10 protein-coding genes and 1 pseudogene are annotated in these 12,593 nt (G+C 65.5%); 2 read left to right on the top strand and 9 right to left on the bottom strand.

Annotated elements, in window-relative coordinates; all coding sequences use genetic code 11:
• The 4 genes and pseudogenes from F3J14_RS29760 to vapB form a co-directional block, all read right to left on the bottom strand.
• Positions 1–258: pseudogene (locus F3J14_RS29760) on the bottom strand (chemotaxis protein); the annotation flags it as partial.
• Between the two features lie 2 nt (positions 259–260).
• Entirely contained in the window at positions 261–2,648 is a 2,388-nt protein-coding gene (locus F3J14_RS29755; RefSeq protein WP_166725983.1) for an MCP four helix bundle domain-containing protein, read from the bottom strand.
• A gap of 484 nt (positions 2,649–3,132) precedes the next feature.
• Positions 3,133–3,540 (bottom strand): type II toxin-antitoxin system VapC family toxin, encoded by a 408-nt coding sequence (locus tag F3J14_RS29750; RefSeq protein ID WP_166725982.1) that lies wholly within the window; start codon positions 3,538–3,540, stop codon positions 3,133–3,135.
• A complete protein-coding gene (gene vapB / locus F3J14_RS29745; protein WP_011658485.1) occupies positions 3,537–3,779 on the bottom strand; it encodes a type II toxin-antitoxin system VapB family antitoxin in 243 nt (80 codons plus the stop codon). The genes F3J14_RS29750 and vapB overlap by 4 nt, the downstream gene beginning before the upstream one ends.
• A 262-nt stretch (positions 3,780–4,041) precedes the next feature.
• On the opposite strand from vapB, the gene F3J14_RS29740 reads away from it, so the two are divergent.
• Entirely contained in the window at positions 4,042–4,731 is a 690-nt protein-coding gene (locus tag F3J14_RS29740) for a phospholipase (protein WP_166725981.1), read from the top strand.
• A 43-nt stretch (positions 4,732–4,774) separates the two neighbouring features.
• Here the strand turns inward: F3J14_RS29740 and F3J14_RS29735 are convergent, their stop codons facing one another.
• Both F3J14_RS29735 and aspA read right to left on the bottom strand, forming a co-directional pair.
• Positions 4,775–6,268 carry an amino acid permease gene (locus tag F3J14_RS29735; RefSeq protein ID WP_166725980.1) on the bottom strand — a complete coding sequence of 498 codons (1,494 nt, stop codon included), beginning with the start codon at positions 6,266–6,268 and terminating at the stop codon, positions 4,775–4,777.
• A 103-nt stretch (positions 6,269–6,371) separates the two neighbouring features.
• Positions 6,372–7,778 (bottom strand): aspartate ammonia-lyase, encoded by a 1,407-nt coding sequence (gene aspA, locus F3J14_RS29730; RefSeq protein ID WP_166725979.1) that lies wholly within the window; start codon positions 7,776–7,778, stop codon positions 6,372–6,374.
• Between the two features lie 156 nt (positions 7,779–7,934).
• Here aspA and F3J14_RS29725 point away from each other — a divergent pair, with 156 nt between their 5' ends.
• Complete coding sequence (locus F3J14_RS29725) at positions 7,935–8,909, top strand: LysR family transcriptional regulator (RefSeq protein ID WP_166725978.1); 975 nt, start codon at positions 7,935–7,937, stop codon at positions 8,907–8,909.
• 83 nt (positions 8,910–8,992) lie between these two features.
• Here the strand turns inward: F3J14_RS29725 and F3J14_RS29720 are convergent, their stop codons facing one another.
• The 3 genes from F3J14_RS29720 to F3J14_RS29710 all read right to left on the bottom strand — a co-directional run.
• Positions 8,993–10,057 carry an asparaginase gene (locus F3J14_RS29720; protein WP_166725977.1) on the bottom strand — a complete coding sequence of 355 codons (1,065 nt, stop codon included), beginning with the start codon at positions 10,055–10,057 and terminating at the stop codon, positions 8,993–8,995.
• Positions 10,058–10,611: 554 nt separating this feature from the next.
• The gene (locus tag F3J14_RS29715) at positions 10,612–10,872 is read right to left on the bottom strand and encodes a hypothetical protein (protein WP_166725976.1); all 261 of its coding nucleotides are present in this window, start codon (positions 10,870–10,872) and stop codon (positions 10,612–10,614) included.
• A partial coding sequence (locus F3J14_RS29710; protein WP_282100763.1) for an RHS repeat-associated core domain-containing protein occupies positions 10,869–12,593 on the bottom strand: 1,725 nt, incomplete at its 5' end. The genes F3J14_RS29715 and F3J14_RS29710, both read right to left, overlap by 4 nt.

Below are 12,593 nucleotides of genomic sequence, written 5' to 3'. Positions count from 1 at the left end.
GCCGGCCGCCTCGCGAGCCAGTGTTTCCTCGAGCTCCGTCTCGCGGCGCGCCCATGCCTGCGCCGCTTCCGTCTGCGCGGCGACGGCTGCGTCGGCACGCGCATCGGCCGCGCCGAGCGCATCGCGCAACGTATCCGCTTCGCGCGTCAGCGCGGCAACGAGCCGCGCCCGCATGACGCGACACACGATCGCGGCGATTGCCGCGACCACCAGGCCGCCCGCCAGCGCGGCGCCGATCGGGATCATCCACGCTTGCACGATCACTCCGCCACGTCGACGTTCGCGATGCCGGCGCGTGCGTGCGGCTCGGCGTGGTGCGCGGCAACGTCCGCCGCGAAACGCGCCGGCAGCGACACGATCGTCTCGAACGCGCGATACGGCAAGCCGACACGATCGTCGGTGAAGCGCAGCGCGATGTCGCCGCCGTCGCGCTTCAGGAAGTTGCGCACCGCGTCCATCCCGACACCGCGCCCGGACACTTCGGTCACGGCACGCGCGGTCGAGAAACCCGGACGGAAGATCAGTTCGGCCACCGCTTCGTCGGTCAGCGCGGCTTCGTTGCCGGCGTCGATCCACCCGCGCTCGCGCGCGATCCCGCGAATCCGGTCGAGCGCGAGGCCGCGGCCGTCGTCGCCGAGCACGAACCGCAGCGCACCGTCCTCGACGTCGACCGCGATGTCGATCTTGCCGGCCGGCGGCTTGCCGGCCGCGCGACGCTCGTCGGACGTTTCGATCCCGTGATCGATCGCGTTGCGCAGCAGGTGCATGAACACGTTCTTCAGCGTCGCGCCGATCTCGCTGCGCACGCGATGGCCGTTGCTGTCGATATGCACGACGGGCGCCGGCTTGCCGAGTTCGGCCGCGAGCGACGGCAGCGATTCGATCACGCCTCCCAGCGCGTCGCCGATGCCCTGCGTGCCGAACTGGCTCAGCAGGCGGCGCACCGAATCGCGCGCCGCGTGCCAGTCGCCCGCGTTCGCCGGATCGGCGCCGTCAAGCATGCGCAGGCTCTCGCTGATATGCGCGCGCTCGACCATCAGGTAGTCGCCGCCGGACCGCGCCGGCTCGCCCTGGCGGCCGAGCGTGACCGCGTTGATCGTCGCGTAGTGTTCGACCGCCTCGCGCACGCGAACCAGGTCGTCCATCAGCGCATCGCGGTTCCACTCGGGCCCGCCGTCCGCGCGGCGCAGCGATTCGTACGCCTGCTCCGCTTCATGCACGATGTTGGTCAGATGCTGAAGGCTGTACGTGCGCGCATTGCCCTTGATCGTGTGCATGTTGCGGAACAGCGCCGCGACGATCGAGTGATCCGCGCGTTCGTGCTGGCGGATCATCCGCTCGTTCTCGCTGAGGAAGCCCTTCGCGCTGTGCACGAAGTCATGGAACTTGTCCTGGCTGATCGACAGGATCTCGCCGATCATCTCGAGGCGGCGCTGCTGCTCGCCGGCCTGCGCGGTCAGCTCGCGGATCTCCGTCACGTCGCGCACGCACAGCATCAGCCGCACGACCGTGTCGGTCTCGTCGGTGATCGCCGACCAGCTCAGGTCGAGCCACTTCTCGCGGCCGTCCGGCATCCGCTTCGCGACTTCGTTGACGAGCAGGTGCTCGTTGAACGCGAAGTTCATGCTGTCCTCGCCGAGGCACGCATGCACGGCCGCCTCGACCTGCGAGCGCGCGTCGGCGCCGATGCTCGAATCGTCGAACACGAGCGCCATCAGGTCGCGTCCGGCGATGTCGCTCGTCTCGAAGATGGTCTCGAGGTAAGCCGAATACTCCGCATGCACGACGCCGCCTTCGACGACGGTCAGGATCCCCTGCTGCATGTTCTGCAGCATCGCCTGGATGTCGGCCGTCTTCTGCTTCAGTTGCGCGGCGTTCTCCTGGATCTTCTCGATCATCCCATTGAACGCGACGATCGAATGACCGATTTCGTCCATCCGGCCCACCGGCACGCGGCGCGTGAAGTCCTGGCTCGTCGCGATCTCGCTCATCGCCGTCTGCATCCCGATCAGCGGGCGCGCGATCTGGCGGTACAGCACGAAGCCGAGCGCGGTCAGCAGCACGACCACCGTGCCCGCGACAGCCGCGATCGCGGTCGCCGTGGTCGACAGCATGCCGTTCAGCGCGCTGATCGCGTCGTCCTTCTGGCGGTTCTTCTCGACGCGCAGCGTGTCGACGATGCTTTCGAGTTCGTCGCGATACTGCGCGACGTTCGCGAACAGGTAGGCCTGCGCCATCTCCGGCTTGCCGTCGGCCTTCATCTTCACGGTGTCGTCGATCGCCGCGAAGTAGTTCGCGGCGCTGTCCTTCGCCTGCTCGACGAGGCCTTGCTGCGCCCGCCCAACCGCCGACCTGGCCTGCGCGTCGAGCGCCGCGCGCAGTGCGGCCTGTTTCGCCTTCAGCTCGTCGCGCGCCTGCGCGGCGGTGTTCGCGTCGGGCGCGTACACCAGCGTCATCGTCGCGATCTGGATGTTCTTCACGTCGGCGACGAGATCAGCGGACGCGAGCGCGCTCGGCACGATTCCCTGGGTAACCTGACGCACCTCGGACGCGCTCTTGCGCGTCTGGTACACGGCGTACACGCCGATCGCGGACAGCGCGAAAAACGTCAGGACGACTAGCAGCGTAATGCGATGACGGATGGTCATGAGTACAGCTCCCCGCAGCGATCCGGCTTCGATCGCCCTTTGGTCTATTGAAAGAATGTGAGCGCCGAATTATCGGGGATGGTGTATGACTGTCCGATGACTGAAAATCAATCGGTCATTGAGGAAATCGCAATGGTCAATTGCGGCGAGAAAATCCTAAAGTTATTCTCGAGTCGGCCGTTAACCTCGGGCCTGCAGGCGCTGTCGGGGCGGCCAGGCGGCCTGCCGTAAATGAATCCGGGTATTTATTCTTTTATTTGTGATCCGGCAATTCAATCCGGTCGAATACCGGTAAAACGTTTGCGCATTATCTTGCGAAGCGGATCGGTCATGCAGCCCTTTACGCACGATAGCGAATTCAATGACGCGCGGCGTCTCACCGGCCCGGTCATCGCCGCTCACGGATCGAGCGCGATACCGCCCCTGCAAACCCAGCCGCTCGCGATTGCCATCCGCGCCGATTGCCACATGACGTGCACTACGGTCAGTTTTCGCGCGCCGCCGCGAGCCAATCCTCGACCTGTAGCTCCGAGACCCGCTCAAACTCGCGCATGTTGTGCGTGACAAGCACCAGGCGTCGCGCTCGCGCCTGTCCTGCGATCAATGCATCGTATGGCCCGATCGGTGTTCCCACCGCGGTCAGTTGCGCACGGATTTCACCGGCATGCTGCGCATCTTCCGCATCGAACGACACGACCTCGAACTGAAGCCCCTCGACGCGTGCCAGATTCGCTACCGCTCTCTCACTCTTGTACGCCCCGTAATAGAGTTCATGCGCGACGATCGCGGGAATTCCGAAATCCGCAGGTTGATGTCTACGCAATCGGGCCAGCATGGCCTGTTCGCCTTTCAGAATGGCGATTACCGCATTGGTATCCAGCAGAAACTTCATTCAAACACGTCCAGTCCCGGACGCTCTTGAGCGGCAGGCTCGGTTGCCGCGGCGGCCTCGAAATCGGCGTCAACCGGGCCGATCAACGGTGTCAGCCATGCCCAGTCTTGCGGCACCGGCTCGAGAATGACAGACGCGCCGTGCCGACGAATCCGGACCTCCGTTGTATCGAAGCGGAAATCCTTCGGCAAGCGGACGGCCTGCGATCCACCATGCTTGAAAATCTTGGCAGTCTCCATCTCTCAACCCCATGTATCTACAAAACGTATCTATCTTATCAACTATGGGTTGCGATAACGAGTCACCCGGCCGGCATATTGACCATAACCAGTCGCCTACCGGCAAATTTCCTCGTCCATGACACAAGAAGCTGCCCCCAATATCCGACACCGCGGGCCCCCCATTCATTCCAGACAGGAAACAATCAATCGCCATCCGGCGATTCACCTCGCCGTCCGCGCGTTCTAGACTGTCGGCTCATTCCCCTACCGGACCCACGCAATGACCGACGTCTTGCCGCTGACCACCGACCCCGAATCCGGCCTCCAGTACCGGCTGCGCCCGGCCGCCGGCCACCCGGCGGGCCGCCTGTTGCTGCTGCACGGCGTCGGCGGCAACGAAACCAACCTGCTGAACCTGGCGGACACGATCGATCCGCGCATCGAAATCGCCTTCGTGCGCGGCCCGCTGACGTTCGGCCCCAACCAGCACGCGTGGTTTCCGGTGCGCTTCGGCCCGAACGGCCCGGAAATCGATGCGGCCCGCGCGGAGGCGAGCCGCGTGCAGCTGATCGCGCTGCTGCGTGCGTTGCGCGCCCCGGACGCCGACACCGGCGCCCCCGACTTGCCCGCCGTGATCGCCGGTTTCAGCCAGGGCGGCATCATGAGCGCGAGCGTCGCGCTCACGTCGCCGGCCGACGTGGCCGCATTCGCGGTGCTGTGCGGGCGCATCCTGCCCGAGATCGATCCGCTGATCGCGTCGCGCGATGCATTGAGCCGGCTGCACGCGCTGGTGATGCACGGCCGCTTCGACGACAAGCTGCCGCTCGCGTGGGCCAATACGGCCGACGCGAAGCTGACGGCGCTCGGCGTCGCGCACGACACGCGGCTCTACGACGCCGGCCACGAACTCACGGCGCCGATGGCCGGCGACTTCAGCCGCTGGGTCGGCGCACGCGTCGGATTGAACTGAGCGCACGGCCGGTCGACCCGCCCGTGCGCATCGTCGGACATCGTCAGACGTTGCTGGCCGGATCGGCGATGGCCGGGGCGGCGCTTGCCCGCTCTCGCGCGGCACCGCGCTTCGCGAGCTTCCAGCCGATCACGAGCGCCAGCACGACCAACGGAATCATCCCGACGGTCCACGTGCCGCCCGGGTAATCGAACGCCATCAGCACCAGCACGCTGACGAGAAACCCGAGCGTGAGCCACGACGTGAACGGTGCCCCGGGCATCCGGAACGACACGGGGCTCAGTTCGCCGCGATTGACCGCGCGGCGGAACAGGATCTGGCACATCACGATGAAGCCCCAGGTCGTGATGATCCCGAGCGACGCCATGTTCAGCACGATCTCGAACGCCTGCGCCGGCACGATGTAGTTCAGCGGCACGCCGATCGCGTTAACCGCGACCGTGACGAGGATCCCGCCGTACGGCACGCCGCGCGCGTTCATCCGCGACACGAAGCGCGGCGCCGAGCCGCCCATCGCGAGCGAACGCAGCACGCGCCCGGTCGAATAGAGGCCGGAGTTCAGGCTCGACAGCGCGGCGGTCAGCACCACGACGTTCATCACCGTGCCGACGTACGGCACGCCGAGCTTGCTGAAGAACGTTACGAACGGGCTTTCGTGCGCGCTGTACGCGGTCCACGGCAGCAGCATCGTCAGCAGCACGACCGAGCCCACGTAGAACAGCGCGATGCGCCACATCACGCTGTTGATCGCCTTCGGCAGCACCTTGCGCGCATCGGCGGTCTCGCCCGCCGCGACGCCGACGAGCTCGATGCTCGCATACGCGAACACGACGCCCTGCATGATCAGCACCGCCGGCAGGATGCCGTGCGGAAAGATCCCGCCGTGATCCGCGATCAGGTGCAGCCCCGGCATCTGGCCGGCGACCGGATGGCCGCTCGCGAGAAACACGGCGCCGACCCCGAGGAACAGCGCGAGCGTGCCCACCTTCACGATCGAGAACCAGAACTCCATCTCGCCGAACACCTTCACGCCGATCATGTTCATCACCGACACGATGCCGAGCGCGCCGAGCGCGAACACCCACTGCGGCACGTCCGAGAACGCGGCCCAGTACTTCATGTAGATCGCCACCGCGGTGATGTCGACGATGCCGGTGGTCGCCCAGTTCAGGTAGTACATCCAGCCCGCGACGAACGACGCGCGCTCGCCCATGAACTCCCGCGCGTACGATACGAACGCGCCGCTGGTCGGCCGGTGCATCACGAGCTCGCCGAGCGCGCGCATGATCAGGAATGCGAATACGCCGCACACGAGATACACGACCGCCAGCGCGGGCCCCGCGCTCTGCAGGCGGCCGCCCGCGCCGAGAAAGAGGCCGGTGCCGATCGCACCGCCCATCGCGATCATCTGCACGTGGCGCGGCTTCAATTGTTTCGCATAGCCGGCTTCGTGCGACGCGAACATCGCTTCGCGATCGGCATGACGGGGATCCGCGCCGCCGGCCGTGTCGGCCGGGCGCTCGCTGACGTGCTTCATGGTGTGTCTCCGTTTCTTGATGTGTGGCGCCCGTCGACGGGGCGCTGCGGTAACGGGCGCGCGCGGGCCGCCGGCGGCATGCGCCGGCGCCGCGCGGCCGGAATCAGTACGCGCGCGGACGGATCAGCGCTTCGGGCTGCAGCGCTTCGTCCAGTTGCGCGGCGGTCATCAGCTCGCGATCGAGCACGACTTCGCGGATCGACTTGCCGCTCGCGTGCGCCTCGGCGGCCACGGCGGTCGCGCGCTTGTAGCCGATGTACGGGTTCAGCGCGGTCGCGAGCGCAACCGACCGCTCCATCGTGTCGCGCAGCCGCTCGGGGTTCGCGGTGATCCCGCTCACGCAGCGGCCCGCGAGCGTCGTGCAGGCGGCCGTCAGGTGGCTGAAGCTGCGGAACAGCGCGCTCGCGATCACCGGCTCGAACGCGTTGAGCTGAAGCTGGCCGGCTTCGGCGGCAAACGTCACCGTCAGGTCGTTGCCGAACACCTCGAACGCGACCTGGTTCACGACCTCCGGAATCACCGGGTTCACCTTGCCCGGCATGATCGACGAGCCGGCCTGCACCGGCGGCAGGTTGATCTCGCCGAACCCGGCGCGCGGGCCGCTCGACAGCAGCCGCAGGTCGTTGCAGATTTTCGACAGCTTGACGGCGATGCGCTTGAGCACGCCGGAAATCTGCACGAACGCGCCGCAGTCCTGCGTCGCTTCGATCAGGTTCGGCGCGGTGCTCAGGTCCAGGCCGGTGATGCGTCGCAGCGCGGCCAGCGCCTTCTCCGCGTACTGCGGATGCGCGGTGATGCCGGTGCCGATCGCGGTCGCGCCGAGATTGATCTCGCGCATCAGCCAGCCGGCTTCCTGCAGGCGCGCGATGTCTTCCGTCACCATTACCGCGTAGGTCGAGAACTCCTGGCCGAGCGTCATCGGCACGGCGTCCTGCAACTGCGTGCGGCCGAGCTTCAGGAGGCCCGAGAACGCGTCGGCCTTCTCCGCGAACGCATCGCGCAGGCGCGCCATCGCCTCGAGCAGATGCTCGACCGCGAAGCAGGTCGCGATCCGGATCGCGGTCGGATAGACGTCGTTGGTGCTCTGCGCGAGATTGACGTGCTCGTTGGGATGCAGGTATTCGTACTGGCCGCGGGCATGCCCCATGATTTCGAGCGCGCGGTTGCAGATCACCTCGTTCGCGTTCATGTTGGTCGACGTGCCGGCGCCGCCCTGGATGATGTCGACCACGAACTGGTCATGCAGCCGGCCTTCGCGGATCTCGACGCACGCCGCGGTGATCGCGTCGCGATACGCGGCCGGCAGGAGTCCGAGCTCGCAGTTCGCATCGGCGGCGGCTTCCTTCACGGCCGCGAGCGCCATGACGAGGTACGGCAGCGACGCGATCGTGCGCCCCGAAATGTCGAAGTTCTCTTTGGCGCGCAGCGTGTGGACGCCGTAGTACACCTCATTCGGAATGCTTCGTTTCCCTAAAAGATCCGCTTCGACGCGGAAGCCGTTTGCCGTCATGGTGTCCCCTCCAGAATTGTCCCGTGCCGCCATCGGAAACCGGCTGCGCTCGCCGCTTCCCGGGACGACGGGATCGCATTCTATGCCTTTGCATAAAGAAGCTCGATTCTGTATTATCGAAAGCGGTTTTGCGTGGGATGCAACAACGAGAGACGAATGAAAACGATGGCGAGAGACACCGGCCTCGATCACCTGGGCGCGATGCGCGCGTTCGTGCGTGTCGTCGAAATGGGGAGCTTTTCCGCGGTCGCGAAGGAGATGCACGTGTCGACGTCCACCGTCGCGCGCAAGATCACGGCGATCGAGGACGCGCTCGGCGTCGCGCTGCTACATCGCTCGACGCACAGCGTGACACTGACCGAGGCCGGCCACATCTACCTGGAACGCGCGGTCACGCTGATCGCCGATCTCGACGACACGCTGCGCGTCGTCGCCGAGCTCAATGCGCAGCCGAGCGGCCCGCTGAAGCTCACCGCCCCGGTCGCGTTCGGCCGCCGCCATCTCGCGCCGCTGATCGCGCCGTTTCTCGCGCGTTACCCGACGATCCAGCTCGACGTGCGGCTCACCGACAACCACAACGACCTCGTCGCGGGTGGTTACGATCTCGACATCCACGAAGGCGAGAACTATCTGGACAACCTGGTCGTCCACCGTCTGTCGCGCAACGACAGCATCCTGTGCGCGACGCCCGGCTATCTCGACCGCTGCGGGCGGCCCGCGACGCCCGACGACCTGCTGCATCACAACTGCCTGCGCTACGTGCATCCCGAAGGCGATCCGCGCTGGGAACTCGTGCGCGGCGACGCGCGGCACAGCGTGCTGCCGGCCGGCAATCTCGTCACCGATCATTCGGAGCTGCTGCTGGAGGCGACCTGCGCGGGGCTCGGCATCGCCGAGTTCGAGATCTGGCTGGTGCGCGACCTGCTGGCGAGCGGCCGGCTCGAAGCCGTGCTGCCGCGCTATCGGCTGCACAACAAGCTGACGGGCGAGCACATCTATATCGCGTATCTGGCGAACCGGCGCAGCTCGGCGAAGCTGCGCGTGCTGAAGGACTTTCTCGCGGACCATCTCGCGCACATCGGCGAGCTGTCGGAGGTCGAACTCATGAAGATTCGCGACGCAGGCGCGTAGCGGCCGCGCCGGTCAGCAGGCAGGCATCGAGGCCGCACGCATCGCCCGCATGCGGCATCGACGTGTCGAAGCGTGACCTACCTTCAGGCAGGCTGCAATTCGAACGGGAACGTCGCGTGCCCGATCTCGACACCCTGCGTGTTCAGCATCCGCGGCCGGTGGAATGCGGCGAGCCGCGCGCGCTGCGCGTCCGTGCCGATCCGCAGCCGTTCGAGCAGTTCGCTGACCATCATGTACAGCACGTCGATGTTGCCGTCCCCGATCTTCACCGAGATGCCGAGCGCGCCGTCGGCGCCCAGTTCCCGCGTGCGCGCCGATGCGCGTACGCCAATCCCGTAACACGCATCCGCGCCGAGCTTGCCGACGACCTGCCCTTCGAATGCGTCCATCAGCACCGTGCAGTAGCGCCCTTCGCCGGCGACCAGCTCCGGATGGGCCGTCATCGCATGATGAATGCGCGCCAGCGCGCGCACGCGATCGGTCGTCGCCGCGCCGCGGGCTTCCAGCGTATCCGCGCCGTCGGCCACCGAGGCGTAAAGGCGCGCGAGGCGGTCGAGCGGGAACGCCGGCGTCGGCAGGTTGCAGCCGTCGATCGCCCAGTCGACCTCGTCGTCGCGCAGGCCGCACGCGTTGGCGACCACCTGCTTCACGCGCACCTGCATCGGATGCTCCGGCAGATGGTAGTCGGCGATCGCGGCGCCGATCGCCCGCGCGCCGGCCAGCATCCCGACATGCTTGCCCGAGCAGTTGCTGCAGATGCCGGTCGGCGTGTAGTCGCGCTTGATCCACGACCGGTACACCGCGTCCGACAGCGGCGCATGGCCGCCGCAGCGCAGATCCGACTCGTGCGCGTCGACCTTCGCCAGCATCGCCCGCGTGCGCGCGATGTGCTGCTCCTCGCTGCTGTGCGACGCGCACATCAACGCGATGTCCGCGTCGTCGAAACCGAACCGCTCCGGCGCGCCCGTCTCGATCACGGACAGCGCCTGGGCCGGCTTCGCCGCCGAGCGCGCGAGCGTCGTCCGGAACGGATCGCCGAGCCTGAACAGCAGCTTGCCGCCGGCGTCCACCACCGCCACATCGGCGACGTGCGTGTTCTCGATCGCATTGCCGCGGTACGTGACGACCGCTGCGCGTTGGGTGTCCATCTTGTGCTGTCTCCTTCGTCGGGCCTGATTGCCGGGGCCCGTGCAACCGGTGCGGCAGTGTATCGATTCGCCGCCGGGTTGCGCCGCTCGGCCGATGGAAAGTGGTGTTGCGCCGGATGCAAAGCCGGCGCAACGATGCCAAACTTTTTCCCAGATGCAAACGCCTATCTCGACGGCCGCAATCCCTTTTCCACCAAGGCTTCCAGCCGTCCCGCAGCTTCGCTGCATGGAATTTTTCCCTGGATGCGATTTTCCTGTGCTCTATGCCCGGACACAAGGATATTCCCACGCCGTTTTGCAATATATGACCACTTGCCCCGCCGGGGCGCTGTCTCAAATAACAAGGGCCGCTCAGCGGCCCTTGTTCGTCATGGTTAAACTGTTAGCCTTTTCTTCGCCGCTTCGGAAGTTCATCTTCGTCCGAGGCGAGTTGTACCAGAATGTCCTTTGGTACCTTTGGATTGCACGCAATCCTGCGATAGGAATGTCCCAGCTCGCCTGAAACCCCGGGCCCAGAAACCACAATGGCCGCTCACGAGCGGCCCTTCGTTCGATCAGCTATCCGCCAGCTTTACCTTTTCTTGATTGATCGCAATCACGTCAACGTGGTTTTCATATGAGAAGTTAGCTATTGAATCCTGAAGGTGCACGTGCTCAGCTTCATTGACGTCCATCTCGTAAGCTGCATTGATCAGAAAAATTCCGAGCGCCCGGATAACTTCCGCTCTCGCAAGAATTGATATCTCGTCTAGCTTCAACGATTTATCGCTCCCCTCAAGCGTTCCAAAAATTTTCACATCACCAAGTTCGGTCATAGATTAAATCCTTTATCGCGCAAATAGTCCTTCTCTGTTCGCGTAAGCCCCGAAACATCCCCTCGTGACCCGTGACTTCGAGTGCCGTCCTTGTTCACAACAACCTCTTGTTTTCGGGACTTACATTGGCAATGAGCGTGAACTTGCTGGTTCGTGTTTTCCACATGCGGTGGATCAATTCTTATCCGGCCGTTGCCAACAGTAGCCCACTGCCCCGACCGAGCCAACCCGAGCGGGTCGATCCACTCTATCGGGTTCGGCGCGTATTGATAAACGTTCAGGCCACCCGCCAGCCCGATCGGATCCTTGCTAACAAACCGCCCACTCCCCGGATCGTAATACCGATACCGGTTGTAATGCAGCCCCGTCTCTTCATCGTGATACTGCCCCTGAAACCGGATCGCGTTACCCGCCTCGTTCCGCTCCGGCGTCTCCCGCCACACCGTCTTCTCACCGCCCCACGCCCGATACCGACCTAGCCACACCACCTTCCCCGCGTCATCCAGCAGTTCCTGCGGCGTCCCCAAATGATCGTTCTGGTAGAACAGCGTCGCATGCCGCGTCTTCGCCGGCACCTGCACGAACCGACCGTCCGTGCCCGTTGCAATGAACGCCGCCTCCACCAGCGTCTCGTCCAGCCGTGCCAGCGGCACGAACGTGCCCGGCTCGTGCAGGTACAGCGACGCACCCCGCCATTGCCGCCGCTCGCCGAACGTATGGACCCGCTGCGCCACCGGCACCGAGTACGCATCGTCCGGATCCTCACGTACCACCTGCGGTGCGCGATGTGCGAGCGGATCGCGCTCGCCCCACTGCGGCGGCGGGACGTGGAAGCGCTCCTCCATCAACAGCACGTCGCCGTCCCACGTGAACACCGTTCGATCGATGCTGCCGTTCTTGCTCGCCACTTCCTTCAACCGGCGACGGCCGAATGCGTCATAGGTGAAGCTCACGCGCAACTCCGGGCGCACCGTGCCCGGTATCGACGTCACGCCGCTTTGCGTCCGCTCGATCCGGTCAACCTCATCCGCCGCCGGCGGCTTCGCGTAACGATCGGCCCGTTTGAGCCGGTTCGCGGCATCGTACTCGTACAGCCACGTCACCCCGCCCGGCTCCGTCTTGCGCACCAGATTGCCATGCGCGTCGTGCTCGTAGCGCGCGCGGTTCAGTTCCTTCAGTACATTGCCGATGCACTTCGGCAGTGACCGCTCCCAACTGGTCAGCACGTTGAACTCTTCAGCCACCCGCAAGCGCCTCGCGAGTTGCTCGTCCGGCAATCGTTCGCCCGGATGGGCATCCCACCACGCGCGATCCTGCGCCATCTGCCGCTGCATCCGCGCCGAGACAGACTCGATCGTTTCCTCGCTCGGGCGCGGCGGGATCTTGTCCGGGTCCACCGGATTGCCCGCCGGATCGAACGCAAACACTTCCTTCAAATCCAGCGTCGTCGCCTTCAGCAAACGCCCGGTCGGATCGTACGTGTAATCCGTGACGCCGCGCGTGCGGTCGTCGATGCGTGTCAAGTGGCCCGCCGCGTCGTAGCGCAGCTCGCGCCCGGCGATCCAGTCTTTCGGTAATGTCCTTTGTACGTCGTGACGCACGATCATCCGTTTCAGCCGGCCGAGCGGATCGTATTCGCGCCGCTGCTCGAAATGCCGATATTGACGGCGGGTCTCGCGATGCAGCGCGTCACGCTCGAAATCCACGAGGGGTTGTCCGTC

This window comes from Burkholderia sp. Tr-862 (assembly GCF_011753085.1).
In the GTDB taxonomy this organism is placed as follows: domain Bacteria; phylum Pseudomonadota; class Gammaproteobacteria; order Burkholderiales; family Burkholderiaceae; genus Burkholderia; species Burkholderia ambifaria.
This window is presented reverse-complemented; position numbering and strand designations above follow the sequence as displayed.

Coding starts and splice junctions, on each gene's coding strand:
- F3J14_RS29715 (WP_166725976.1), bottom strand. CDS start 10,872: ATGACCGAACTTGGTGATGTGAAAATTTTTGGAACGCTTGAGGGGAGC.
- F3J14_RS29725 (WP_166725978.1), top strand. CDS start 7,935: ATGAAAACGATGGCGAGAGACACCGGCCTCGATCACCTGGGCGCGATG.
- F3J14_RS29740 (WP_166725981.1), top strand. CDS start 4,042: ATGACCGACGTCTTGCCGCTGACCACCGACCCCGAATCCGGCCTCCAG.
- aspA (WP_166725979.1), bottom strand. CDS start 7,778: ATGACGGCAAACGGCTTCCGCGTCGAAGCGGATCTTTTAGGGAAACGA.
- F3J14_RS29750 (WP_166725982.1), bottom strand. CDS start 3,540: ATGAAGTTTCTGCTGGATACCAATGCGGTAATCGCCATTCTGAAAGGC.
- vapB (WP_011658485.1), bottom strand. CDS start 3,779: ATGGAGACTGCCAAGATTTTCAAGCATGGTGGATCGCAGGCCGTCCGC.
- F3J14_RS29735 (WP_166725980.1), bottom strand. CDS start 6,268: ATGAAGCACGTCAGCGAGCGCCCGGCCGACACGGCCGGCGGCGCGGAT.
- F3J14_RS29720 (WP_166725977.1), bottom strand. CDS start 10,057: ATGGACACCCAACGCGCAGCGGTCGTCACGTACCGCGGCAATGCGATC.
- F3J14_RS29755 (WP_166725983.1), bottom strand. CDS start 2,648: ATGACCATCCGTCATCGCATTACGCTGCTAGTCGTCCTGACGTTTTTC.